Source organism: Sphingobacterium populi (assembly GCF_001586775.1).
Lineage (GTDB): Bacteria > Bacteroidota > Bacteroidia > Sphingobacteriales > Sphingobacteriaceae > Sphingobacterium > Sphingobacterium populi.
In genome coordinates this window covers 424,553-450,500 of the sequence record NZ_LQXS01000002.1, presented here as the reverse complement: position 1 = coordinate 450,500, position 25,948 = coordinate 424,553, and the positions used below count along the sequence as shown (strand labels likewise).

General features: G+C 41.7%; 27 protein-coding genes. 11 read left to right on the top strand and 16 right to left on the bottom strand.

Features of this window, described 5'->3' with window-relative positions:
* Positions 1 to 26 precede the first annotated feature (26 nt).
* The 4 genes from A0125_RS06275 to A0125_RS06260 form a co-directional block, all read right to left on the bottom strand.
* Positions 27 to 830, bottom strand: coding sequence for a M48 family metallopeptidase (locus tag A0125_RS06275; RefSeq protein WP_066753712.1), 804 nt, complete (start codon positions 828 to 830; stop codon positions 27 to 29).
* Between the two features lie 74 nt (positions 831 to 904).
* Complete coding sequence (plsY, locus tag A0125_RS06270) at positions 905 to 1,552, bottom strand: glycerol-3-phosphate 1-O-acyltransferase PlsY (protein ID WP_066753711.1); 648 nt, start codon at positions 1,550 to 1,552, stop codon at positions 905 to 907.
* 13 nt (positions 1,553 to 1,565) lie between these two features.
* Complete coding sequence (gene nadC, locus A0125_RS06265; RefSeq protein WP_066753707.1) at positions 1,566 to 2,426, bottom strand: carboxylating nicotinate-nucleotide diphosphorylase; 861 nt, start codon at positions 2,424 to 2,426, stop codon at positions 1,566 to 1,568.
* Positions 2,427 to 2,499: 73 nt separating this feature from the next.
* The gene (locus A0125_RS06260) at positions 2,500 to 2,877 is read right to left on the bottom strand and encodes a DUF4783 domain-containing protein (RefSeq protein ID WP_066753703.1); all 378 of its coding nucleotides are present in this window, start codon (positions 2,875 to 2,877) and stop codon (positions 2,500 to 2,502) included.
* A 155-nt stretch (positions 2,878 to 3,032) separates the two neighbouring features.
* Here A0125_RS06260 and gpmI point away from each other — a divergent pair, with 155 nt between their 5' ends.
* Positions 3,033 to 4,565: a 2,3-bisphosphoglycerate-independent phosphoglycerate mutase gene (gene gpmI / locus A0125_RS06255; protein ID WP_066753701.1), complete on the top strand. Its 1,533-nt coding sequence runs from the start codon at positions 3,033 to 3,035 to the stop codon at positions 4,563 to 4,565.
* A 25-nt stretch (positions 4,566 to 4,590) separates the two neighbouring features.
* Positions 4,591 to 5,124 carry a hypothetical protein gene (locus A0125_RS06250; protein WP_156472437.1) on the top strand — a complete coding sequence of 178 codons (534 nt, stop codon included), beginning with the start codon at positions 4,591 to 4,593 and terminating at the stop codon, positions 5,122 to 5,124.
* Positions 5,125 to 5,184: 60 nt separating this feature from the next.
* Here the strand turns inward: A0125_RS06250 and A0125_RS06245 are convergent, their stop codons facing one another.
* Together A0125_RS06245 and A0125_RS06240 are read right to left on the bottom strand one after the other, a co-directional pair.
* Positions 5,185 to 5,718, bottom strand: coding sequence for an adenine phosphoribosyltransferase (locus A0125_RS06245; protein WP_066753697.1), 534 nt, complete (start codon positions 5,716 to 5,718; stop codon positions 5,185 to 5,187).
* Between the two features lie 3 nt (positions 5,719 to 5,721).
* Positions 5,722 to 6,630 carry a helix-hairpin-helix domain-containing protein gene (locus tag A0125_RS06240; RefSeq protein WP_066753695.1) on the bottom strand — a complete coding sequence of 303 codons (909 nt, stop codon included), beginning with the start codon at positions 6,628 to 6,630 and terminating at the stop codon, positions 5,722 to 5,724.
* Positions 6,631 to 6,716: 86 nt separating this feature from the next.
* Here A0125_RS06240 and A0125_RS06235 point away from each other — a divergent pair, with 86 nt between their 5' ends.
* Complete coding sequence (locus tag A0125_RS06235; protein ID WP_066753693.1) at positions 6,717 to 7,325, top strand: polysaccharide deacetylase family protein; 609 nt, start codon at positions 6,717 to 6,719, stop codon at positions 7,323 to 7,325.
* Here A0125_RS06235 and A0125_RS06230 read toward each other — a convergent pair.
* The 7 genes from A0125_RS06230 to A0125_RS06205 all read right to left on the bottom strand — a co-directional run bounded on the left by A0125_RS06230 (position 7,317) and on the right by A0125_RS06205 (position 15,899).
* Positions 7,317 to 8,138, bottom strand: coding sequence for a DUF4249 domain-containing protein (locus A0125_RS06230; RefSeq protein ID WP_082784925.1), 822 nt, complete (start codon positions 8,136 to 8,138; stop codon positions 7,317 to 7,319). The genes A0125_RS06235 and A0125_RS06230 overlap by 9 nt on opposite strands.
* Before the next feature lie 4 nt (positions 8,139 to 8,142).
* A complete protein-coding gene (locus A0125_RS06225; RefSeq protein ID WP_317038803.1) occupies positions 8,143 to 10,236 on the bottom strand; it encodes a TonB-dependent receptor plug domain-containing protein in 2,094 nt (697 codons plus the stop codon).
* 11 nt (positions 10,237 to 10,247) lie between these two features.
* Positions 10,248 to 10,463, bottom strand: a complete 216-nt coding sequence (locus A0125_RS16520) for a peptidase associated/transthyretin-like domain-containing protein (protein ID WP_317038802.1) — start codon at positions 10,461 to 10,463, stop codon at positions 10,248 to 10,250.
* Positions 10,464 to 10,472: 9 nt separating this feature from the next.
* Positions 10,473 to 11,303, bottom strand: coding sequence for an alpha/beta hydrolase (locus tag A0125_RS06220; protein WP_066753689.1), 831 nt, complete (start codon positions 11,301 to 11,303; stop codon positions 10,473 to 10,475).
* The gene (locus tag A0125_RS06215) at positions 11,303 to 12,202 is read right to left on the bottom strand and encodes a hypothetical protein (RefSeq protein ID WP_066753688.1); all 900 of its coding nucleotides are present in this window, start codon (positions 12,200 to 12,202) and stop codon (positions 11,303 to 11,305) included. The genes A0125_RS06220 and A0125_RS06215 overlap by 1 nt, the downstream gene beginning before the upstream one ends.
* A 32-nt stretch (positions 12,203 to 12,234) precedes the next feature.
* The gene (locus tag A0125_RS06210) at positions 12,235 to 12,885 is read right to left on the bottom strand and encodes a hypothetical protein (RefSeq protein WP_066753687.1); all 651 of its coding nucleotides are present in this window, start codon (positions 12,883 to 12,885) and stop codon (positions 12,235 to 12,237) included.
* Positions 12,886 to 12,983: 98 nt separating this feature from the next.
* The gene (locus A0125_RS06205; protein WP_066754264.1) at positions 12,984 to 15,899 is read right to left on the bottom strand and encodes an FAD-binding and (Fe-S)-binding domain-containing protein; all 2,916 of its coding nucleotides are present in this window, start codon (positions 15,897 to 15,899) and stop codon (positions 12,984 to 12,986) included.
* 240 nt (positions 15,900 to 16,139) lie between these two features.
* On the opposite strand from A0125_RS06205, the gene A0125_RS06200 reads away from it, so the two are divergent.
* The 6 genes from A0125_RS06200 (at position 16,140) to A0125_RS06175 (ending at position 20,387) form a co-directional block, all read left to right on the top strand.
* Positions 16,140 to 16,613, top strand: a complete 474-nt coding sequence (locus A0125_RS06200; RefSeq protein ID WP_066753685.1) for an Lrp/AsnC family transcriptional regulator — start codon at positions 16,140 to 16,142, stop codon at positions 16,611 to 16,613.
* A 21-nt stretch (positions 16,614 to 16,634) separates the two neighbouring features.
* The gene (locus A0125_RS06195) at positions 16,635 to 17,738 is read left to right on the top strand and encodes an EamA family transporter (RefSeq protein ID WP_066753683.1); all 1,104 of its coding nucleotides are present in this window, start codon (positions 16,635 to 16,637) and stop codon (positions 17,736 to 17,738) included.
* A 227-nt stretch (positions 17,739 to 17,965) separates the two neighbouring features.
* Positions 17,966 to 18,391 (top strand): nuclear transport factor 2 family protein, encoded by a 426-nt coding sequence (locus A0125_RS06190; RefSeq protein ID WP_066753682.1) that lies wholly within the window; start codon positions 17,966 to 17,968, stop codon positions 18,389 to 18,391.
* Positions 18,392 to 18,515: 124 nt separating this feature from the next.
* Complete coding sequence (locus A0125_RS06185; protein WP_066753679.1) at positions 18,516 to 19,079, top strand: DUF4230 domain-containing protein; 564 nt, start codon at positions 18,516 to 18,518, stop codon at positions 19,077 to 19,079.
* A gap of 295 nt (positions 19,080 to 19,374) precedes the next feature.
* Positions 19,375 to 19,980, top strand: coding sequence for a Crp/Fnr family transcriptional regulator (locus tag A0125_RS06180; RefSeq protein ID WP_066753677.1), 606 nt, complete (start codon positions 19,375 to 19,377; stop codon positions 19,978 to 19,980).
* Between the two features lie 59 nt (positions 19,981 to 20,039).
* Positions 20,040 to 20,387, top strand: a complete 348-nt coding sequence (locus A0125_RS06175; RefSeq protein ID WP_066753675.1) for a DUF4260 domain-containing protein — start codon at positions 20,040 to 20,042, stop codon at positions 20,385 to 20,387.
* Between the two features lie 51 nt (positions 20,388 to 20,438).
* Here the strand turns inward: A0125_RS06175 and cmk are convergent, their stop codons facing one another.
* Genes cmk through topA form a run of 3 tightly spaced genes read right to left on the bottom strand, consistent with a single transcriptional unit; the run spans position 20,439 to position 23,951 of the window.
* A complete protein-coding gene (gene cmk, locus A0125_RS06170) occupies positions 20,439 to 21,128 on the bottom strand; it encodes a (d)CMP kinase (protein WP_066753673.1) in 690 nt (229 codons plus the stop codon).
* Complete coding sequence (locus A0125_RS06165; protein WP_066753671.1) at positions 21,128 to 21,541, bottom strand: hypothetical protein; 414 nt, start codon at positions 21,539 to 21,541, stop codon at positions 21,128 to 21,130. The genes cmk and A0125_RS06165 overlap by 1 nt, the downstream gene beginning before the upstream one ends.
* Positions 21,542 to 21,545: 4 nt before the next feature.
* A complete protein-coding gene (gene topA / locus A0125_RS06160; protein ID WP_066754262.1) occupies positions 21,546 to 23,951 on the bottom strand; it encodes a type I DNA topoisomerase in 2,406 nt (801 codons plus the stop codon).
* 294 nt (positions 23,952 to 24,245) lie between these two features.
* Between topA and A0125_RS06155 the strand changes: the two genes are divergently transcribed.
* A complete protein-coding gene (locus A0125_RS06155) occupies positions 24,246 to 24,677 on the top strand; it encodes a hypothetical protein (RefSeq protein ID WP_066753669.1) in 432 nt (143 codons plus the stop codon).
* A gap of 168 nt (positions 24,678 to 24,845) precedes the next feature.
* Entirely contained in the window at positions 24,846 to 25,928 is a 1,083-nt protein-coding gene (locus A0125_RS06150) for an efflux RND transporter periplasmic adaptor subunit (protein ID WP_066753665.1), read from the top strand.
* Positions 25,929 to 25,948 lie beyond the last annotated feature (20 nt).

Here is a 25,948-nt window from a genome sequence, read left to right as displayed (position 1 = left end):
CTTTAATCTATCTTTTTATCGAAAGTTTATTTTCTATAGTATTTCATAGCTTCTGGAAGTAGCGATTCCAATTGGCTGATACGTCTGGCATCGCTAGGGTGAGTACTTAAAAATTCTGGCTGCGATTGTCCCGATTTTGCATTCGCCATTCTACTCCAAAACTGTACTGCTTCGTTTGGATCATAACCTGCCAATGCCATAATAATGATGCCGGCACGATCTGCTGCTAACTCATCTTGTCTGGAGAAGCTCAACATACCAATGTTACCACCGATACCATAAACTTGGTTAAAAATCCCGATACTTTTGTTTCTACTTAATTGCGCTGCGCCGCCAATCACAGCACCGCCCAATTGCAGTGCCATCTGATTCGATATTTGTGCCACCGAATGCTCTTCAATCGCATGTGCGATCTCATGCCCCATCACAGTAGCCAAACCTGCTTCAGTTGCAGTTATCGGAAGAATCCCTGTGTAAACAGCGACCTTACCACCGGGCATACACCAAGCATTTACATCTGGACTTTCTACTAAATTAAATTCCCAATTAAAATTAAATTTATCAGCTATACCGCGTTCGGTCAAAAACTGCTGTGTAGCTGTCGCAATGCGATTACCTACATTTTTCACCATTGTTGCCTGCGCTGTACCGGTTACTACTTTTGAACTATTAGTCCCCAAGAATTCTTTGTAAGCCACTGAAGCTTGCTGGTTAATGGTCTCCGAGTCGACTAATCGAAGATATCTGCGTCCAGTAATGGCCGATGTGGCACAACCAACTACTACGGCAAAGATTAACGCTAATGGTATATACTTTAAAAATTTCTTCATAATACTATAAAAATGTGTTTGACAATTACTGGTATCTGTAGTACGCTATGTAAACACAAATGCTATGCCTAAAATCATCCAGACCTTTTCCGGAAAAGATATATTTTCGATTCATGGCCTTTTAAGAGACGCTCGATATTCTTTTGATGTGTCACTAAAATAAGTGCACAAATTGCGATTCCGTATAGTAATATCGACGGAACGCTAGTTTTAAATATAAATGCAATGCTTAAAGGAAAAGTAAAGCCAGCCATAATGGATCCCAACGAAACATAATTAGTTAGGGCTAAAATCACGATAAAAACGCTCACACACAAAAGTGCAGCGTATAAATGGATCGCAAGTACCATCCCACACAGGGTAGCAACCCCTTTACCTCCTCTGAAACCGGCGAATATCGGAAATAAGTGCCCAATGACTGCAATGACGCCCAAAGCAAGTTGAAAATTGACAAATGTAGCAGCATTCGCATTTCCGATGACCGACGAATCTAATAAATAGGGAAGATTAGTAGCGGTCCAACCTTTCAAAATATCTACCAACATGACGACAGATCCTGCCTTACCACCTAATACTCGAAAGGTGTTGGTCGCTCCAGCATTTCCACTTCCATACTCGCGCACATCTACCCCATAAAACGCACGCCCAAACCAAACCGCTGTCGGTATAGAACCAAAGAGATAAGCCAAAATGACGATGCCTGACAAATAAAGGGAAATCATGCTAATAAATGTATTAAATTAATTTGGCTTTTAGACTTAAGTCCAAACTCTTGACAGAATGTGTTAGCGCACCAACAGATACAAAATCTACACCAGCCAGCGCATAAGATCGTATGGTGTCAAATGTAATTCCACCCGATGACTCTGTAATTAACCTTCCCGCTATCATGTCAACGGCTTTGCGAGTATCTTCCGGGGTAAAATTATCCAACATCACGCGGTCAACTCTTTCAGATGAATTAAGAACCTCTTTCAACTCCTGCTCATTTCGTACTTCGATTTCTATCGGGATAGAAAGTCCTTTCGCAGTGCGATACGCAAAAGCGCTATCAAGTGCAGCAGCAATTCCACCTGCGTAATCTACATGATTATCCTTAATAAGGATCATATCGTACAATCCAAAACGATGATTTGCACCTCCTCCAATTCGCACAGCTTCCTTTTCCAAAAAACGAATGCCAGGAGTAGTCTTGCGAGTATCTAAAACCTGGGTCGCAGTACCTCGCAACAGCTCAACATATTCTCGAGTTCGTGTAGCAATACCCGACATACGCTGCATCACATTCAATAGCAACCTTTCAATTTTCAGAATAGAATGGATCTTGCCTCGCATGTAGAGCACGATATCGCCAACCGATACCAGATCTCCGTCATTGCAAAGCTGTTCGATTTGCATAGCTGGATCTATTTGCTGTATTATTTCGAGTCCAACCTCAACACCTGCGAGTACGCCCGCCTCTTTCACCAACAATTTAGCCTCGCCGGATTGACTTACAGAAACAGTGGAAAGTGTCGTATGATCTCCTTCACCAACATCCTCCTTCATCGCCAACGCCACAAATTGATGCAGCCGTTCCCGAAAATTCCTATCCATATGACCTTGATAATTTAAGCGAATATGGAAAAAATTTGGCTGAATCGAAAGTAATGCACAAAAAAATATTGCTCTATTCGATGCGTAATTCACTTATTTGGACCTTTTCCTTCACCATATCAAACTGTACAAAAACTCGAAAAGTGTTAGAAGCGGTTACAAATTCGTAAATGCGATAATTCTGCTTATCATTTTTAACAGGCACCTGTTTTACCTCTATCGCGCGATAGTTTCTCAAAAAATCCTTCAAAATCATTTCAGACTGAAATTTGGAATAATAACCAGTCTCTTTGCGTAGTGTGATAGATACGTTATCGGTGAAGTAAGGCGCAATTTTCTTAGAATCCCCCTCTTTAAGACCTACATAAATTTCTCGTTCCGCTTGGCCAAGTATATTAAGGGAGATAATTAGCGCTATAGGCAACGTAAATAAAGGTGTAAGTAACGTCATTGAACTTGAAATCCCTCAGAAAAAAATTTAAACAATATGGTAGATAGATAAAACGTATGTTCACACACCTATCAACTTTTGTGCCAACCACATTTGCAGGTACTATTTACAGTTGATTGATCGGTTTTGTTATCATAACAAGTATATTTGTCCTAATGAGCTTAAACACGAAAAAGGTAGCACTTTTAATCTTAGATGGATTAGGCTACGGTAAGAATGATGAATCCAACGCAGTTTTGGCTTCCAAAACGCCTTTCTTAGACCAACTGTTTGCAACATATCCGCATTCCAAATTAGAAGCTTCTGGAGAAGCTGTCGGTTTGCCGCACGGGCAAATGGGCAACTCTGAAGTGGGCCATATGAACCTTGGCGCAGGCCGTGTTGTTTATCAAGAATTGGGAAGAATTAATAAGGCGGTTCGCGAAAAAGAATTCAACAGTGACCCAGTGATCCAGAAAGCATTTGAAACTGCGAAAGCTAATCATAAAAATGTACATTTTATTGGCCTTGTTTCCGATGGAGGTGTGCATGCACATATCGAACATCTCAAAGGCTTGTGCGATGCTGCGAAACACGCCGGCCTTACCAATGAAAACGTATTTATTCACGCATTCACGGATGGGCGCGATACCGATCCTAATGGTGCAGTGGGATATTTGACAGATTTGCAACAGCATCTGACGAATTCAGTAGGGACGCTAGCCTCTGCAATCGGTAGATACTACGCAATGGATAGAGATAATCGCTGGGAGCGCGTCAAAAAAACATACGATTTATTAGTTCATGGCACAGCGACGCTAACGACTGATCTTGTGGCTTCCATAAAAGCGTCATACGCGGAAGGCATTACCGACGAGTTTATAGAGCCTTTAGCGGTTGCAGGCGCCGACGGCAAACCAGTGACTACTATCCAGCCTGGCGATATTGTTATTTGCTTTAATTTCCGTACCGATCGAGGTCGTGAAATTACGATTGCATTAACGCAAGAAGAATTCGTAGAGTACGATATGAAACCATTGCCATTGCATTATGTAACGCTTACCTCGTACGACGATACTTTTAAAGGCATTGAAGTTGTTTTTAGAAAAGACAATCTGACGAATACCTTGGGTCAGATCTTAGCCGGCGAAGGAAAAACACAGGTTCGCATCGCCGAAACAGAGAAATATCCGCATGTTACTTTCTTTTTCTCCGGCGGTCAGGAAGATGCATTTCCAAATGAAAGCCGTTTGCTTGTGCCTTCTCCGAAGGTTGCCACATACGATTTGCAGCCAGAGATGAGCGCGCAAGGAATAGTCGATGCGATCACGCAAGAAATGGACGATAACCATCCAGACTTCATCTGCCTGAACTTCGCAAACCCAGATATGGTTGGCCATACTGGTGTATTTGAAGCAGTGGTGAAAGCAGTAGAAACGGTGGACAATTGTACTAAACAAGTAGTCGAAAAAGGGCTATCGAAAGGTTATTCCTTTATTATACTTGCAGATCATGGCAACTCGGAGTTTATGCTTAATGCAGATGGTTCGGTAAATACAGCACATACGACTAATTTAGTACCCTGCATTTTGATCGACCAATATTACAAAACGATCAATGATGGTAAGTTAGGAGATGTAGCGCCAACGATTCTACGCTTGATGGATTTACCTATTCCGGAGGAAATGACTGGCAATGTATTGGTATAAAACTAAATTGGCTCATTCTGCAAACATGATTATTATCTGCAGCTTACTAGCAGTAGCAGTGAGCTGCAGTAAACCGCATGACGCAGCAACTGATGCAAATACGTCCAACTATTATCCTGTACAAGCTTTCTTCAAAAAAGAAGTAGATAGCTTGCGACAGCATAATCCTACCGTTCAGAAAACGGTAGGTAAAGACGCGGATGAAGAGACGAAGACTGTTCATATTAAAAACTGGGAGGCCGAATTAGGCGCATTTCTCGCGATTGATCTAACGAAAGCTACTTACGCGGGCATGTACGAAGTGGATAGTACGGAAAGGCAGATTCTTTATACCGCAAAATCGGATGATGTAGATATTCAATCCTTGTCCATCTTGTTCGATGAATCCCATCAAGTGACCACTATCACTGCTATGAAGAATGAAGACAATTTCCTGTACCAGAATCGAGAGCAACTATCCTACCTGAGAGGTAAAGGTTATACGCTGTTTAAGGAACAACATATTTTATTGTTGGGTACTACTCAATATCAAATTGTCGGTAAATTCGACACGAATTAATGATCGATAACGCTTTTATAAGATTTCTCTATACGCCTTAACAGCGTATAGAGATTTTTTTTATGAATGGTACGACAGCAGCGAAACCACATTTTTACTAAAACGATCCAGCCGTCCGCTGGCTTGAAGGAAAGCTAAATTTATTAAAAAGCAGAAACCAGTAACCTGCCCTCCCACTTTTTCCACCAGTTTAGACGCGGCCACTACTGTACCACCCGTAGCTAAAAGATCGTCATGTATCAGTACACGCGTACCTGGCGCGATTGCATCTTCATGGATTTCGATGGTTGCTTGTCCGTATTCCAGCTTATAAGATTCAGACACGGTTTTGTGCGGGAGTTTTCCTTGCTTACGAATAGGCACAAACGGTTTATTCAAGTGATTGGCGAGCATCAGACCAAATAAAAAACCACGGCTTTCTATACCTGCAATAACATCGAATTCAATATTCTCCAATTGGTTGGCAAATTCAGTAACGACCTCACTACAAACATCTGCATGCTGCAAAATTGGTGTTATATCTTTGAATACTATTCCCGGTTGTGGGAAGTTCGGGACATCACGTACTAGTGATTTTAATTTTTGTTCAAGCATGTATTATTGAAAATCTAAATAGGATTCAATTTTAACAAAAAAATCTGTATCCAGCGTTACTATTTTTCGCATATCGTCAATCGACTGAAATGGACCGTGCTGCTTTCTGTAGTTGACGATATGCGTAGCTTGGCCTTTAGTGATGTATGGATGTTTTTGTAGATCATGCGCATTGAGATGATTGACTCGAAGTCTGCGAAATATCGGCGATTCGAGATAAAGCTGTGGTAGCCACTCTTCCAAACGCTCTTCGGGTAATCCATAAACTTCGCGAAGCTGTCCTATTTGATAAAAACCACCTAACAATTCTCGATACCTCACTATTCGCGTCGCATAAACACTACCAATACCCCGGAGCGTTTTCCAATCTGTCGTATCAGCAACATTAACATCGATTCGGATTGCCTTTTTATCTTGCTGCGTTTTGGTATCCACTCGCCAGGATGGTGTGCCTGATACATTGTCAATCTTGTTACTACTACTTGTATTTTCTTTGGTCGGAATACGAATAAATGGTGCTAATTGCCGATACAAAGCTTCATCAATGACATACAGCTTACGCACGTCTTCTTTCCTGACGAACACGCCTCCTCTATCTTCGTAACGATGAATGACAGCAATCTGTTTTTCCGTTAAACCAAATTTTGCCCATTCCTCTGAGGGCAAACGATTTGGATTAAATGGTCGCAGATGAATAGCTTTTTTTACCTTCGCTTGGCTATCACGCGTGGTATAATGCTTCGCTTCGCTTTCCGGAAATACTTGTATAGCATATGTAGATACAGGGTATGGTTTGCGAATATACGACCACACACTTGGCAACAGCATCAGCACTACAATAAAAATTGTAAATACAAGAAAGCCGTTGCGTTCTTTGTACGTAAGATTGAAAAACTCCTGCAAACGTTTCATTCTTATCTAGAATTAGGTGATCAACAATTCCTTGATTGGCGATTTATATCCTTAAATTTGGGATAAAATTTTAACGTACACAATACATGCACATCGTCAAAGCGCCATTTCTACTACGTAGTTTTTATCCCGAAGCGACATGGAATAAATCCCGGAGAGAAAAGAAAATTTATCTCACATTTGATGATGGCCCTATACCTGAGGTCACGCCATGGATTTTGGATGTATTAAATGATCTAAATGTAAAAGCCACTTTTTTCTGTGTAGGTGAGAATGTGCAAAAAAATCCGGCTATTCTCCAGCGCTTACTACGTGAAGGGCATGCAGTGGGCAACCACACCATGAACCACCTCAAAGGATGGGATACTGCGCTAGAAACCTACTTAGCTAATGTCGAAAATTGCCAGAGATTACTGCACACTACACTTTTCCGTCCGCCATATGGCCGTGCCAAAAAATCACAATTGAAGGTATTGAAGGAGCACTACGAAATCATCATGTGGGATGTACTGACAGGTGATTATGATGCGAGAATATCGCCGGAGCAATGTCTAAAAAATGCAGTAAAATACACTAAAAATGGAAGTATTATTGTATTCCATGATAATGTAAAATCTTTCACCAATGTTCAATATGCACTCCCGCGAATGATTGAGCGCCTCCGAAAAAAAGGATACGAATTTGCTTTATTGTAAGGTATCTTGGATACTTATTTCCTGATATGTAGAGAAATCGAACTCATATATCATGGCGCTACTCACCCCAAAATAGCCCAATGCACCATTTGAAATATTGGACGTAGGATTTGCCGGAGCAGCAGATCCAGGATTTGTCGATTGGAGTTCATCCCAATATCTAAAAACCGCAGCACTTACAGATTGGCGCCGAACAACGACTTTGGAGTTGATATCTATATCATTATCGACACTTCCCACTTGATGCGTGACATACAATCCATCATTGAACTTATCACTAAACACGCTAAAAAATTTAAAAGGTCTGCCATCTACAGAAACATTGTACTTATAGTAGTTGGGTACTCCTGCTGGATCCTGAAAGCGAAATGTGGCGAAATAATAGGTGTCGTTAAATATATTTTCTCGAAGCATGCCTACTGAATCTACTGGCACCTGTGCTGGCATACTTTCGGTAGATTCATATACCTTCTCATCAACAATTACGCGAAGCGTGTAAGTACTATTTTCTCGAGCGCTGAAACTCCGACTTACATAACCTTGGTGTTCGGGCGAATAGATAAAATTAGAAGTATTATTTCGCGGTCCGGTTACCTCCACAACTGCATCAGTCACCACTTCATGTGGCCTAGCATCATTAAAAGGTACTGTTCGGGTCACGTAAATTACCTGCGCACTTGGAAGATTGTTCAAATCGGCCTCGATTACGACGCGTTGGTCGGCATCATTCAAGTTTATGTCAATCACTTCCTCACATGATGATAGCAAATGACAAAAAAGAAGAAGTAAAAAGGAGCTATAAAATCTTTTCATTTTGCTAAAACTTAAAATTCCAAGTAACCGACGGAATGGCGCCAAATAATGCAATCCTATATGCTTCTGTGATATTCGGATTCACCTCATTCTCGCGGAAGTCGATGATGTACGCATTGCGTCGGTTGTAAGCATTGTAGACGCCAAAAGCCCAGCTCGAACGAAAGCGTTTTTTCTCTGGTGTAGGTTCGTAAACTACTGAAAGATCTAAACGGTGATAGTCTGGCATGCGATAGCCATTTCGTTCTGTGTAATAAAACCTTGTGCTTCCGTCTAACTGGTATTTGCCGGAAGGAAATGTAATGGCATTACCCGTGTTGTACACAAATGTTGCACCGGCAGTCCATCTTTTTGACAATTCATACATCGCGACAATTGAGATATCATGCGTACGATCTTGTCGTGCATTGAACCATTCTCCACCATTTATTTGGTCAAATTGGCGTTCACTCTTGGCTAGTGTATAACTTATCCATCCGTTGAGTTTACCGCGATTTTTCCGCAAAAGCCATTCAATACCATATGCTCTACCTTTTCCAAAAAGCAAGTCGCCTTCCAACTGATTGTTAGCCTGCAAATCAGCCCCATTCCTAAAATCGATCTGATTTTGCATATCCTTATAATAGATTTCGGTAGAGAACTCGTACCCATTATTCGCAAAATTCTGAAAATAGCCCAAAGATACTTGATCGGCTATTTGCGGTTTAATATTCATGCTGCTAATAACATATTGATCTGTGGGTAAGCTCGACGTGGTATTGGTCAATTGATGCAAGTGTTGTACAATCCGATTATAGGACGCTTTGATACTATTATTACGATTTAATTGATAACTCATCGAGAGCCGTGGCTCTAGATTAAGATAATTTTTTACCACTTCGCGTCCGTACTGCTTTTCACCAATCGCTTCGCCATCGCTATCGAATTCGTAAAATGTACCCGGTCCCATAACCGTGAAGTTGGTAAGACGCAAACCATAGATCATTGAGAAGCGATCAGATACTTTCCATTCGTCTGAAGCATAGATCGCCGATTCGTATCCTTGGCGTGTATCTACCGAGATAGAGTTAACTGTACTATTATCCGCTGCATTGAGACTGGCTGGACTAATCTTTTGGTTCAAAACATTCACACCAAATCGGATAGAATGCCGATTCAGACCATAGTAGGTAAAATCTTGTTTAAGGTTCCAATTTTTTATTTGTGATGCAATACCAAAATCATTGTCGTTACTATTTACACGTACATTGTATGTAAAATCACTGTAAATCAATGAGGTATTACTAAACAGTTTTTCATTTAATATACTATTCCAACGCAAGGTAGCTGTCGCATTTCCCCAGTCAAAACTAAAGCGATCAGAATATCCCAAATCATCTTTACCGAAATAACCAGATAAATAAAGCGTATTACGATCATTGATCTTATAGTTCATCTTTGCATTGAGATCGTAAAAGTAGAGCTTGCTTTGGTTTATATTCTCGTCGTTAGACAGTTTTAAGAATAAATCAGCGTAAGTACGGCGACCACTGACCATGAATGAGCTTTTGTCTTTGACAATTGGACCATCAATTTTCAATCGCGAGGCGATTAATCCGACCCCACCCTCGACACCAAATTCTTTTTTATTTCCATCTAACATATTGATGTCCAATACAGAAGAGATACGTCCACCATATTGTGCTGGAATACCGCCTTTAAACAAATTGACATCTTTGATCGCATCCGAATTAAAGGTTGAAAAGAAGCCTAATAAGTGAGACGCGTTGTACACAATAGCCTCATCCAACAAAATAAGATTTTGATCTCCACCACCACCACGCACGAAAAAGTTGGATGAACCTTCATTGCCGGTAGCCACACCTGGCAATAATTGAATTGTTTTGAGAATATCTGGTTCTCCAAAAATTACTGGAACTTTCTTAATCTCCTCTGTGGTAATCTTTACGGCGCCCATCTGCGGACTCCTAACTTGGTTGGGTCTAGAAGATGCAGATACAACTATTTCCTCGATTTCTTTTTCCGCATTACTAATTTCGAAACTACGTTGCACATTTTTATTCAGCTCCACCGTACTGGATAACGTACTATATCCCACATAAGATACTTCTACACGGTGGGTGCCAACAGGTACTTGTATGGAAAAAAACCATAGCTATTGGTACTTGCCGAAATATCTAAGTCTGGAAATCGTATCATCGCACCAATCATGGTTTCGCCAGATTCCGCATTCTTTACGAAACCACTTAAGGTAACCCGATTTTGTGCTTGAGCAACTGCCGTAAAAAGCAATAACGTATATAGTGCAAAGAATATCCTAAGCATCACGAGTAGTTAGTTGTGTGAATCTTGTTTTTTAGAACCACCGAAAAATTGGTGAAAAAAAGCAAATTGAAAATCAAGTGATTTGGAGACATAAGCCCAATCATGTTTGCCAGGCATACTCTGATAATGGTGTGGTATATTAAGATAAGTCATGCGATTATGCAATCGTAAATTTACTTCATGAAAAAAATCATCACGACCACAGTCGATGTATATAGGCAATGGATTGCTACCTACCAGATGCAGCATTTCCATCACGGTGTGCGATTCCCAAGTTGAAGCATTTTGCGCATAAGAACCTAAGCGCTTGGCCATATCCCAGTTATTAGGAAATGGACGAATATCAACACCACCAGCGATGCTCGCGACCGCTCCGTAAACATCTTGGTGCCGTAGCGCGAGATAAAGCGCACCATGTCCGCCCATACTAAATCCTGTGATGGCACGATAGCGTGCTTCTGAGCTAGCTGGAAAGTTTGCGGAGATATAATCTACTAATTCGTTGGAGACGAATGTTTCATACTGAAAATTTTGATCACCATCCACATCCCAATACCATGAACCATATCCGCCATCAGGGCATACGACTAAAATTTGATAGCGATCTACCAACTCCTGAAGCTGCGCAACACGCTGAATATAATCGCTGTATTTGCCGCTGTAACCATGTAATAAGTAAAGAGTTGGCAATGAACTTTCAGTCGTATTTGTTGGCTGCACGACGACTGTTTTAATGTTTTTCTGCATGCTATTACTAAACACCTCAACGGTATCGACTTGCGCACCTACTAGTTGCTGGCAACATAGCAGAAAGCACAATAGAATATAGGGTAGCTTCATTAGTTATCGAATTGATACCGATAAAGGTACGAATCCAAACCCAATGGTCGTTCACTAATTGTATAAAAACTTCGTCCATCGCGATCAAACGCAATACCTTCTCCCTGAGGTTCTGGTGCGTAAGGAATTTCATTAAACGATGTGCGCAAAGCCGCTACTACCGATTGCGCGGGCTTACGCTTCCAATGATAGATGCTGGTAAGGTTTTTAATCAATATATCTTGCCCGTTGCTAGATATATCTGCCGCCGTGACAAAAAATAACGGTAACTCTATTTCTTTTTTTAGAAGATACGGTTTGCTCGTGGCGGCATCATATGTGGAGTGCTTTTGCAAAAAATCAGCGCTATACACGTGCACATGAAAATCTCTTTTGGAAATGAGTATCAATTGATCCGTTAGCGGATCTACAAAAAAGGCCTCTGCATCGCGCGGTCCATCGGGATACACAACCTGGTAGGAATCGAGATGCGTAACAGTTGCCTGCTTTTCGCCTTTTTGCCAAATAGGCTCGACAAATACATGAAATGCAACGTGCTTGCGTTTGCTCCGATTATCGCCGATATCACCCACTATTAAATGATATTTTCCATCGCGCATCATCCATCCAATTTCTTCAAAATCTTTCGCAGTTATACCTTCCAAAATATAGGTACATAAGAGATTCGCAGCCGAATCAATCAAATATATATGTGCATCATCCCCACTATCGTTGTGCACCCAAAAACAGTTTGGATTAGCCACCGATGGCACAATGCCCGATAATTCCTGTAAAGAAGGATGTTTGACTTTTCCGAGAACTTGTCGGTTTTCTACCGAATGTACCTGAGCCTGCATCAAGCTGATAGAAAATACTATCAACGTCAAGATCAGGCTAAATCGCACATACATTAATTTCATCTTATAGCGATGCCAGAGATACACAAATGATATTAGTTAGCAGCAAAAGCGGCTATCAACTGCGCGCGATAGGAATTATCTTTTTCGGATATCTCAAACGACTTGCGGTAAGTATCCAACACGGCAAAAACTTCTGCTTCGGCCCCCATATCGTTTTCTAAGAAAAGTTTAAAACTGTACGTTGCCTGCTTATTTTTGTCCAAATCTATGGCTTCGTTATTGGACGAAAACACTAGTGGTGCGATCGTACTAGCAGTCATCTTTCCGGTATCTTTGAGGTCAAACAGATCTTGCAAAGCCTGCACAAAATGATCGGAGCTGGCTCCTAAAGAAGAGAATCGGATCGCTCCCGGTACAAAACCATTATCTTGATCTGGCTCACCTGTAGCGGTTACGCCCGCAGCAATTTGCTTTAACACTTCGATCTTCAGTCCGACTGTATCTTCCTTAAACAAAGATTTAGTCGTGTAAATCATCGTCGAATCCGTCTCTTCGGTATCGACAATATTCAGAAAAAACTTAAACTTAGCGGCGTTTTCATCATTGACGAATGGCCTACTTTCTAACACTTGCTGATTGCTATCCGCATCTGAAGTGCCTTTCTCCTGCTTCTGCGGAGATTGACAACCTACAATAGCACCAAACAAGGCACATATCCCTACGACTGTATATTTCATATTCATAGTTATTTCGTTTTGATCGTTAAACAAATCTGCAAAAAATTAGTTTGAGTTCGAAATGCGCTATCGAGTTATTTTGCGCAATCCCTTAAGCTATCTCGCTATAAAATCAATGCATCGTATAATACTTCTACTGGATGAAAGGCACGTCGCCCGCTGCCATCAGCAATTTGGTGTCTACAAGATGTACCTGCTGCGACAATGATGGATTCGCCGGCCGCCCGTACCGCTGGCAACAATACCAATTCCGCAATTTTCATAGAAACCTCATAGTGCTCTTTTTCATAACCGAACGAACCCGCCATACCGCAGCAACCGGACGGAATCAGCTCCACTTGATAATTGGCTGGAAAGGATAATATACTCGTGGTATGCTGCATCAACTGAAACGCTTTTTGATAACAATGACCGTGTATCTTTAGGCTCTTTGCAGTATTGGTGAAGGCGGTTTTGGCGATATGACCACGCAACATCTCTTGATCCAAAAATTCATCAATCGTCAATGCATACTGTGCCAAATGCTGTGCTGCGGGCTTCCAATCGGCATCAGCCAAGTCGAGATATTCATCGCGTAACGTCAGAATGGCCGATGGTTCTAGACCAATAATTGGCATTTGGTCACTAACTAACGAAGCAAGTGCCTGCACATTGTGGCGAGCCAATTCTTTCGCTTCTTTTACAAACCCTTTGGACAAGTAAGTACGTCCGCTCTCTTTGTGAGCTGGAATAATAACTTCGTACCCCAAGTGTTCGAGCAATAAGATAGCTTTTCGTCCGATTTCGGCATCATTGTAATTGGTAAATTCGTCGCAAAAGAAATATACCTTTCGCGTAGCAACTTTTATACTGGATCGCCGCGATTTCCACCTTTGCAATGTGGTATCGGCCACCGATGGCAGCGATCGTTGTGGGGCAAAACCGATGACTCGTTTTACGATGGCTGAAGCCAGCGACGAACGCACGATCGCATTATAAAGTGGTGCAGCCAAAGAGGCTATTCGTTGTAATGTGGTAAAATGAGCGATCATCTTAGCACGAAATGAAGCGCCAAACTGATCATAGTAATGCTGCAAAAACTCTGCTTTCATCTTCGCCATATCTACTTGAGATGGGCATTCACTTTTACAGGCTTTGCAGCTAAGGCAGAGATCCATCACCTCTTTGATTTCTTCGTGTGCAAAGCGGTTTTTTTGTGTAGAGGAGGTTAGAAATTGTCTCAGAATATTGGCTCTTGCACGTGTCGTATCCTTTTCATCGCGTGTAGCCATAAAAGATGGGCACATCGTGCCGCCACTCACCTCAGTTTTTCGACAATCTCCAGATCCAGAGCATTTCTCGGCAAGCCGTAGTATACCTTCTTGTTTTGTAAAGTCAAAATACGTCTTGACCGCTTCGGGCGTATTGCCTATTGTATAGCGTAGTGAAGTATCCATCTGTGGTGTATCGACAATTTTATGTCGATTAAAGATACCCATGGGATCAAATATATATTTTACTTGTTGGAGTAAAGCGTAGACGTCCTGACCGAGCACTTTGCTGATAAATTCGCCACGCAGGCGACCATCACCGTGTTCGCCACTTAAGGAACCATTATACTTGAGCACGAGATCGCTGGTTTTTTCTAATATTCGTCTAAACTGCTGTACGCCTTTCGGCGATTTAAGATTGAGAAAAGGCTCGATATGCAATTCGCCTGCACCGGCGTGTGCATAATAAGAAGCAAGCACACCTTCTTCGGCCAGCAGCGCTTGCACATCGGTTACGTATGCAGGCAAATCTTCTGGCGCCACGGCACAATCTTCTATTAAGTTCACCGGCTGCGAGTCGCCAGGAAGATTTCTGATTAGACCTAAACCTGCTTTGCGCACATCCCACACCAAATTAGCTTGGTCGCCTATCACCAGCGGATAAGCATAGCCCAAACTTTGAGCTTGTAAATCAGCTTTTAAAGCTTCGGCCTTCGCCATCACTTGCTCTGCCGTTTCTGCCCGAAACTCCACGATGAGCAACGCAGCTGGATCGCCCGATATAAAAAAACGATTGTGTTGATAAGTAGGGTGACCTACTGTAAAATCTAAAATATATTTATCAATCAATTCAGAGGCCTGCGGTGCATGCCGCAACGCAATGATATTCCCGTGCATACAGGAAATCATATCGGCAAAGTGCACACATAGCACGCCTACTTGTGCGGGTGGCAGCGGCATTAATTTTAGCTTTGCTTCGAGCATAATGCCCAATGTACCCTCGGAGCCAGCCAACAATTGGCAAAGATCAAATGGCCGATCCTCCGCTGCTAACAAATCTAGTGCATAACCGGTATTTCGCCTGGTCAACGTTTCTTTGGGGTAACCATTAGCAATAGTATTGCGATTCGCTTTGTCGGTCAATAAATCATTCAGCTGACGGTATATTTCGCCTTCTCGGTTTTTCAGATGGAGCTTTTGCAACAATTGCGCTGGCGAAAGTGCTTCGATTTCCATACGTGAGCCATCATCCAATAATATTGTTGCCGACAGCAGGTTTTGCCGTGTATCTCCCCACACTATGGAATGCAAACCTGATGAATTGTTGCCGACCATGCCACCGATCATCGCACGACTTGCTGTCGAAGTTTCGGGACCAAACATCAATCCATACGGCTTTAGGAATGCATTTAGGTCATCACGGATCACACCGGGCTGCACACGCACCCATCCTTCCTGAAGGTTCAGCTCGAGAATATCGCGAAAACAGCGAGACATATCTAGCACAATACCGCTACCAACTACTTGTCCAGCTAGTGAAGTGCCAGCCGTACGCGGAATAAGCGTCATATGATGTGATTTGGCAAAATTTATCAATTGTTGAATATCCGCTTCATCCTGCGGAATAGCAACAGCCATAGGCAACTCCTGATAGATCGAAGCATCTGTTGCGTAGGCCATAAGCATGGTCTTATGAGCAGCAATATCCTGATCGTAATAAAGCTTTCCGTTTAAATTAGGAGAAAGCGAGCTCAGTACTTCTTTATTCATAAACTTCTGTACAATCACATCCACGCGCGTGGTATGACAAACATAATCAAAACCAGCCTGATTATCTCGATAAGCTCAGTGGGGCTGACAAATGACCTGCAAAAACATTCAAGAATATTATTCACAACTAACCGCAACACACTGTCTTATATTCTCAAAAACCACAACACAAGGAATAATATTCACTATTTACAATAAATTAACGAACAATATTCAGATAATATTTACTTTTGTGGCGCTATGGAAAAAGTGGAATATAATTTAGATCAGATCGACCTGCAAATACTACGGATCATGCAGCAAAATGCCCGCACGAATAATGCAGATATTGCGCGGGAGTTGGGCATGGCACCGTCGGCAATATTGGAGCGAGTAAAGAAGCTTGAACACAAAAGTGTTATTTTGGATTATCACACGCATATCAATCCAGATGCCTTAGATCAGAAGATGCTGTCATTTATATTCATCAAATCACACGACAATATCGGCGATCAGCGTGTAGGTCTTTTACTGGCCAAAATACCAGAAGTATTAGAGGTACACGATATTGCTGGAGATGATGGTTATTTAATCAAAGTACGCACCAGCGACTCCAGTGGTTTGGTCGATTTGATGCGAAATACATTGAGTCAGATCGATGGTATTATATCCACTCGCACCACTATTGTATTGGAAACCGTGAAGGAAAGTCACAAGTTGGTCATTCCTTCGTAGTAAAATTTTAGAATAATTGTTATGGTAAAAAAATTACAATCGCCATTTGGGCTAATTATTTTTGCTTATCTGGTTGTATATATCGTATGGGGATCTACCTTCTTCTTTATTGAAAAGGCTTTGCATGCTTTTCCACCGTTTGTTATTGGTTCTATTCGTTTCTTGACGGCAGGTACGATCCTGATGGTGTATTGTAAGATCAAAGGTTATCGACTGTATGAACCTCGTGCGGTGAAGCAAGCCTTATTCGTAGGTTTCTTATTACTATTTCTGGATATGGCTGCTGTGATATGGTCAGAACAGTTTATCTCGAGTGGAATTGTCTCGATTATTTCCGCTGCTACCGTAATCTGGTTTATTGTATTGGACAAACCGCGTTGGAAAGAAAATTTTAGCAGCCCTACGACAGTGATTGGTCTCATAATGGGCTTCTTGGGCGTATTGATGCTTTTTGCCGAGCAAATATTCAATGATAGCGTAGATGAGCACGATCAGTCCATGGTACTGATTGCTATGATTGTAATGACTATGGGTACAATCGCATGGACAATTGGATCGCTTTACAGCAAATATAGCAGAAAGCCTTCTGATGAAATTATTGAAATTGATGGGCAAAAAACAGCCAAATCGAAGGATTTGCATGTAAGCGTAAAAACGGCTTGGCAAATGCTCACTGCCGGTGTGGTATTTACCTTGGTGGGCACTACTAATGGTGATTATGCAGGATTTGATGCCGCTAGTGTCCCTTTAGAGTATTGGGGCGCAATTGTTTATCTGATTTTCATGGGATCGATTCTAGCTTTTAGTTCTTACATATGGCTCTTGCAGGTAAGACCAGCGACCGAAGTAAGCACGCACGCGTACGTCAATCCTATTGTTGCACTCTTATTGGCTCACTTTTTTACCGATCATATCGTGACCGGACTTCAGATATTAGGTTTATGTGTGGTATTAAGTAGTGTTTTATTAATGAATTGGCGCATGTATTCAGATACCAAACTGATTCATAACCTGAAAAGAAAACGTCGTATCAAAAAGCTTCGGAACATGGCTCCAAAATCTAGTATACCACGAATAGTCGAAATTGCCGAATTTGCTGAAAACGAAGCAAAAGAAAGACGTTAAAAATTTTTAATACAAATTCTTGCAACATTACGATATTTCATTGCGTCTTGAAGTTATGAAAGTCGGCGTATAGATCGGCTAAGTGCTATAAAAAACAGTAGGTGAAATTTTTACCGGTTAATCTTACCTACTGACCGAAAATAGCGCGTAGCTTGTCGAATCATTATTCTGCGGAATCCGTATGTACGCTACTTTTGAAGAAACAATTAAACATAACTTCAAAAAATATGAAAAAGATATTCATCACCCTCACCGCAGCGATCTTAGTAACGTTAAGCCTGAACTCTTTCGCTTCTACACTAGTAAATCCTTTAAAGAGTTACAATTCTAACCGCATCGTAGCGACCTACGTCGAGATGATCTCATCTGGCAATTACGAATGGAGCGAGCACTTATTAGCAAAAGATTTTGAATACGTGAACGATGTCAATAAGACAAAGAATAGCCGTTCTGAGTACTTAAGATTTTTGAAGAAAAACAAAGGTTTAAAATACGATTGCACAAGCAAATACGAAATTCTGGATGAAGTAGGCAATACCAGCATCGCCAAAGCAACGATGAACTTTGGCCACTTCAGCCGCGTAGACTATATCACGCTAAACCGTACTGTTGACGGCTGGCAAGTGAGTAAAGTCGTGACCACATACCCTTAGAAGCTGGGTATTTTGTTTCAGTGTGTGTAAAGCCTACATTTAGTGTAGGCTTTTTTTGTGTTCGAAGCACAAATATTAAACCTTTTAATGCTGTGTTGGTCTGTTATTTGAGTATTTATTTATCATGAGAAAAATCTTAATTACACTACTTATTCTCGTCCTTTTGGGCTTTGCTGGTTGGATCATTTGGAAACGGTTTAGCCCGGCTGATAATGTAGAATCACGGCATCAGATATTAGTAGAACGTATCGAAGCTATGGGCAAATTGGAGTTGGTAAAATACCGACTTAGCGATGTCGTAGAACATAAAAACATCAGCGCGTATCTGCCAGATGCGTCCGTACTACTGATTGTGAAAGCGGATGCTGTGGGCTGTGTAGATTTAGCTCAAATCAGTGCTAATGATGTGGAGGTGATTGGCGATTCGGTAATTATACAGTTGCCTCGACCAGAGATTTGCTACGTACGTATCGATCACGACGAGTCTCGTGTATATGATACCAAGATGGCTTTCTTTCGCGAAGCACAATTGGTGGACGCAGCCTACAAGGCAGCAGAAACTCAAATCCGGAAGGAAGTACGGCAATCGGACATTTTGGAGCAAACAAAATCGAATGCGTTACACGTATTTCGCCCACTGTTGGAAGGCCTCGGATTCCGCAAGATCAATCTCTCTTTTGCGCCGTAAAGGTACACAGGCCACATAAGCACCTGCGAATTTGTTAAAGAAATGTTAACAATTAATATTTATACAACATTCGGGATATACTGGCGTTTTAGTAGTATAATTTCATAATTTAGGTTAATAATTGGTTTGGTAAAGTCCTGAAACTCCCCGTTTCAGGACTTTTTTTTGTGATCGAACTTAAGCAACCTTTGCTTAATAATTGTGCACGAGAACCGCACAGACACACGCTTAAATACACCACTCCACCAACCAAATAGGCGATAAATAGACATCGAACTATTGTGTATATTTGAAAGTGAATAATTCAGCATCAAATCTTAGCACGCAAAGCTTCAGTCAATTAATACAGGGCTACTTTGGAGATCTTACTCACGAAGAATTGTTAACAGTTAGCTCCTATTTTGATGAAGAAAAGCTGCGCAAAAATGATTTCTTTACAAGGACAGATAAAGTTTGTGATAAGCTGAGCATTGTTAAATCGGGTATTTTAAGAGTTTATGCCTTATCGGACGGAAAAGAAATCACACAATGGATAGCTACCGAAAACTTTCTGATTACGGAAGTATTGGGTTTCTTTTTTGATCAACCCAATCGATGGAATATACAAGCATTCACAGAAACCCAGCTTTTGACTATCACCAAGACAAATTACCTGAAGCTTTGCAGCGAATTCCCGAAGTGGAATGAAATTGAAAAACGATTTATTGTTAAATGCTTTGGTATGATTGAGGACAGAGTTTTTTCTCATTTAGCAATGACGGCGGAAGAAAGATACGACCTTTATTTTAAACAAAACAAGGCATTATTTAATCAAGTTCCTTTGCAATACATTGCTTCTGTCCTGGGAATGACACCCGAAACATTTAGCCGAATAAGAAAACGCCGAACCGAAAATTCTTGATCTATATCAAGAGCTTCTTCTGTATAGTTTCAGAACTTTGTTCTGTAAAAGCAGTATAAATGAAGAATCTATTGAAACTTGAAGAATTAGGTCAGTTTATGTTATCGATCATATTGTTTAACCAATTAGAATACGCGTGGTGGGTATTTATTGTCTGTATCCTGATGCCAGATTTGTCGATGATTGGCTATTTCACTAACACGAAGATTGGCGCGATTCTATACAATTTATTTCACCATAAATTAATTGCCATTACTATCCTGAGTTTAGGATTATGGCTACAGTATTCTCCACTTACCTTGGTAGGTATAATTTTATTTGGACATGCTGCTATGGATCGAGTGTTTGGTTTTGGATTAAAGTTTGAGGACAGCTTTAAGAATACGCATTTAGGACAAATTGGGTAATCCAATCGAACCTAGAAACTATCAACATCATTCCAGATCGCTGGTTCTGTGCTATTTTGCAGAAGCTTCCTTCGTTTTGCGATAGAGATCCAGTACGAAATCCAGTTGTTGCTCTTGTGTCAATTGTGAGTTATCCAATACAACAGCATCTTCGGCTTGGCGTAGCGGACTTTCTTCGCGGTTGCTGTCGATATGATCGCGATGTGCTAAATTTTCTACTACCGCTTCCATCGTGAGCTGCTCACCTTTAGCTGCCAATTCGGCAAAGCGTCTTTCGGCACGGATATACGGATCAGCAGTCATGAATATTTTGAGATCAGCACTCGGAAATACCGTCGTTCCGATATCACGTCCATCCATCACAATATTACGTTTTGCGCCTAATTTCTGTTGCTGCGCAACCATTGCCGTACGTACTTGCTTCAAGGCACTCACTTCGCTCACTAACGAAGAAACTTCCATCGTGCGAATAGCTTCCGAAATATCTTCTCCGTTCAACAGGATTTGTGTTTGTTGACTATTAGGAATAAAATCAATGTGAATATCGGCAATAGCTTTCGCCACTTGTGCTTCATCGTTCATATCGACGTTATTCTGTATAAAATACAGTGTGACGGCGCGATACATCGCACCACTATCTACGAAAACGAAGTTTAATTTCTTGGCCAAAGCTTTGGCCACTGTACTCTTGCCGCAGGACGAAAAGCCATCAATCGCGATCACAAAATTGTTCTTCGCCATTAGTTTTGTCCTCCTATCATCACACCGGGTTTACCAATAAATGGCGCATTGATCAGGTTTTCGTCTACGATGCTTTCGGGCAGAAATATGTATTTTTTGTCATACATGATATTGTCTTCGTAGTAGCTTACCCAATATTCATTGGTCAGTCCAAACACTTCCGTATCAATAGCCTCAATCTTCACGGCAGATTGTGCACCAACATCACCTAAAAAGTGCCGCAATGTGGTAGTTTTAACTTCTCGATTATCTTTTGTGCCGTATCCTTTAGAAGATACCAATACATTTTGAATTTGGGTATCCTTCTCATTGATAAGATATACATTCCATACCTTACCTTGTGGCGAGTCACTTTCTAACACGACGGCTACATCTACACCTGTTACACTATTTTCTGGCAGATCCTTCTTCATATGATTAGGATTTCTTTTTCGCAGTTGTCTTCTTTGTCGTTGCCGCCTTTTTCTTCGGTGTTTTCGTAGCAGTTTTGGCAGCAGCTTTTGTGGCTACCGCACCCTTTTTAGGTTTTGGTGCCGTTTCTGCCCATTTGAGTACGTCTTCGTAGGTGATTTTCTCTACTTCTGTACCTTTAGGGATTTTAATATTTTGCTTGCCCATTCGAATAAATGGACCCCAACGGCCATTCTCGATCTGAGCATCTGGATTTTCATCAAATACGCGAATCACTTTATCCCGATCTTTCTGACGCTTCTCTTCAATAATCGTGATCGCCTCTTGCTCAGTAACATCCAAAGGATCTACTCCTTTAGGCAGAGAATAAAAAGAGCTGTCGTGGCGAATATAAGGACCAAATCGACCTATTGCGACAGACATATCTTTATCTTCATAGCTACCGACCTTCTTCGGCAATTTGAACAGTTCTAACGCATCTTCGAGCGTGATGGTTTCGATCATCTGCCCTTTGCGCAAAGAAGCAAAACGTGGTTTTTCTTCATCGTCTTGAGACCCGATCTGTACCAGTGGCCCAAATTTACCAACGCGTACACTAATAGGTTTGCCTGATGCAGGATCTACACCCAATTCGCGTTCACTATTGGCACGATCAGCATTTTCCATGGTATCTTGCACTTCGCTATGAAAAGGACCATAGAAATCTTCCAACATATCTGTCCATTCCTTCGCACCATGAGCGATCTCATCAAACTCCTTCTCTACTTTGGCGGTGAAGTGATAATCTACAATTCCTTTGAAGTGTTGAAGCAAAAAGTCATTGACCAACATACCGATATCTGTCGGAAACATTTTATTGCGTTCGGCACCAGTGATTTCGGTTTTCGTTTCTTGATGCACTTCTTTATTGCGTACGGTCAAAACATCGAACTGTCGTTCGCGGCCTTCGCGTTCTTCTTTGATTACGTAACCTCGATTCTGTATTGTCGAGATGGTCGGTGCATAAGTAGATGGTCTACCAATACCTAATTCTTCTAATTTCTTTACCAGAGATGCCTCAGTAAAGCGCGCTGGCGGTCTGGAGAAACGTTCTGTAGCCGATAAATCATTCAGCTGAAGCGATTGCCCTTTGCTCAATGGCGGCAATAAAGCATTGTCGCCATCATTTTCTAACGCACTTTCTTGATCTTCATCTATGGATTCCATATATACCTTCAGAAATCCATCAAATTTCATGATCTCTCCATTCGCTACAAATTCTTCGGCTCGTGTCGAGATATGAATCTTAGCGACTGTTTTTTCGAATTCAGCTTCGCTCATTTGAGACGCAATAGCACGCTTCCAAATTAGCTCATACAATCTCCTTTCGGAAGCATCCATTTCGACGGTGTGATGCGAAAAATAAGTAGGACGAATGGCTTCGTGCGCCTCTTGTGCGCCGGCAGATTTGGTTTTGAATTGGCGTTGTTTATGGTATTTGTCGCCGTATGCGTTCACAATCTCTGCGCGCGCACTTTCCATCGCGGTGTCCGACAAGTTTACGGAGTCGGTACGCATATAAGTGATGTGCCCAGCTTCGTATAACCGTTGTGCTACCTGCATGGTACGTGCTACAGAAAAACCTAATTTTCGGCTGGCTTCTTGTTGAAGTGTAGAAGTGGTAAATGGAGCTGAGGGGCTTCGTTTAGATGGTTTCTTCTCGAGCGAATTGATCTCAAAAGATGCCGCAATACAATCTTGCAGAAAATCGTGTGCTTCCTGTTTCTGATCAAACCGTTGTGGCAATTCTGCTTTAAATAGTTCGCGTGCATTGCCTGTAGAAAATACAGCAACCACCTTGAACGATGCAGTAGCTTCGAACTTATTAATCTCGCGCTCACGATCTACAATCAAGCGAACGGCTACCGATTGTACGCGACCGGCAGATAAAGAAGGTTTGACCTTGCGCCACAATACGGGCGACAATTCAAAACCAACTAAGCGATCCAGCACGCGGCGAGCCTGCTGTGCATTAACCAAATTGTAATCAATCTTACGGGGTGCTTCTATGGCTTTTAAGATAGCAGGCTTGGTAATTTCGTGAAATACGATTCGTTTGGTATTGTCATCCTTCAGACCGAGCGTCTCATAAAGGTGCCATGATATGGCTTCTCCTTCGCGATCCTCATCGGATGCGAGCCATACCGTTTCGGCTTGTTTAGCAAGTTTCTTTAGTTCGCTGACTACCGCTTTTTTATCCGATGGTACTTCGTATCGTTGCTGAAACTTATTGGCGGTATCGATAGCGTCATCAGTCTTTACCAGATCTCGGATGTGTCCGTAGCTAGATTTTACGAGGAAATCTTTACCTAAATAACCTTCTATCGTCTTAGCCTTTGCAGGGGACTCTACTATCAATAAATTCTTCGCCATTAATGCCTCTTTAGATTCTTGCAAAGAAAACGTTTTTAGAACGCATTGCCAATACAATTGGTCTAATTTTGTCGGAAAAGTTAATAATAGTAGCAAAACTTGACAGGAATTACGCAATTCCGGTATATTATCCGAGTATAAAATTTCAGTACGCCTACCTTCCACCCCATCATTTGACATCACTTATATTACTAACTTCGGCGCGACCCTCCAATTCACTTAAAAAACATACTTACCAAGTATTAATAAAAATTTAACATTACGTATTCCCAGTTTTTTTTACATTTGCACCGCATGGAAACGCGCATGAACCGGCTGCTGACCTTATTAGGGTTCTGGATGTTCACCATCTCAATGGTGTCAGGCCAAACTATGCCAGACAAGCTGCGTACAGTTTTGCCGATTCCAACACAATGCGAATTTGTAGCTGCATCGGACTCCCCTATTTCCGCGAATCCTGCACCGCACCATCACCAGTTTTCGGTCAATTCTTCTTCTCATCACGCTATCGATCAAGCGATTGAGCAAGTAGAAGAAATATCGGTCAAAAAAGAAGATGCCACGCCACAGACAGATCGTTTTGCGCAACAGGGATTTCACCCAAGATGGTGCTACGATGAGCTCGCTCAATCCATAACTTGCTTACCAAGTTATACTAGACATATTGCCAACCAATTGGCAATCCGTACCGAACGGTACATACTTTTCCAAGATTTTCGCATTTAGCCTTCTTCCCTTCTCCTATCTGGAGCTTTGCTAAACTGCACTAAATATGGCAGTTAGCGTTCATTTGGTGTACCATCGCCTGTGTACCTACAATTTGCATCTGCGTTCACTACACCATCTCCCAAAACGTATTTATTAAATCAATATCTGATTAACATCATATCTAGTATGAAATTCAACACCATTTTGTATAGCTTGGTATCGCTATGCATAGCTACATCTTGCCAACAAAAGCACACGCATACAGAAGAAGAAGGGCACTACACAGCCACATCGCCGCTTGTACAAGACACCACCATTACCAAACAATACGTCAGCCAGATCCGGTCGATCCGACATATTGAAATCCGCTCACAAGAACGAGGTTATCTGGAAAAGGTATTTGTAGACGAAGGACAGTACGTGCACAAAGGACAGCTCCTGTTCCAAATCATGCCCAATGTTTATAACGCCGAGTTTCATAAAACAGAAGCCGAATTAGAAACAAACCGCATAGAAGTGCTCAATGCGCAAACCCTATTTGATAAAAATGTGGTCTCAGCCAATGAACTCGCTTTGGCAAAAGCTAAATACAAACGTGCTGAAGCCGAAATGGAACTTGCTAAAACGCATCTTCAATTTACGCGCATCACCGCACCTTATGATGGTTATGTAGATCACCTGAATCTTCGTCTAGGAAGTTTAGTCGATGAAGGCGATCTATTGACCAGCCTTTCAGATAATAGCCAGATGTGGGTATATTTCAATGTACCAGAGGCCGAATACCTTAATTATAAAAACAACGCCAACGAGCATAACCTCGATCAGGTACAGCTCTTCTTGGCCAATCAGCAGGTTTTCGAAAACTCCGGTAAAGTCGAAACCATCGAAGCGGACTTCAACAACGAAACGGGTAACATTGCTTTCCGGGCGACATTCCCTAACCCTAAAAACATCTTAAGAAATGGACAAACCGGTACGATCCTCATGGCTGTGCCGATGCCGCATGCGGTGATCATTCCGCAAAAAGCCAGCTTTGAGATTATGGACAAAAGATATGTTTATGTGATCAATGCGGACAATCAAGTAAAATTGACTCCGATCCAAGTGAAAGCGGAAATGCCTGATCTATTTATAGTAGGATCTGGATTAACCGGACAGGAAAAAATCTTGTTGGAAGGCATTCGTAAAGTACAAGATGGCAATAAAGTGGTGGTCGACTACGAAGCACCGCGCGAAGCGATGAGCAAACTCACCTTGGCTAGCGAATAAGTTATACGTCCACCTTAAAG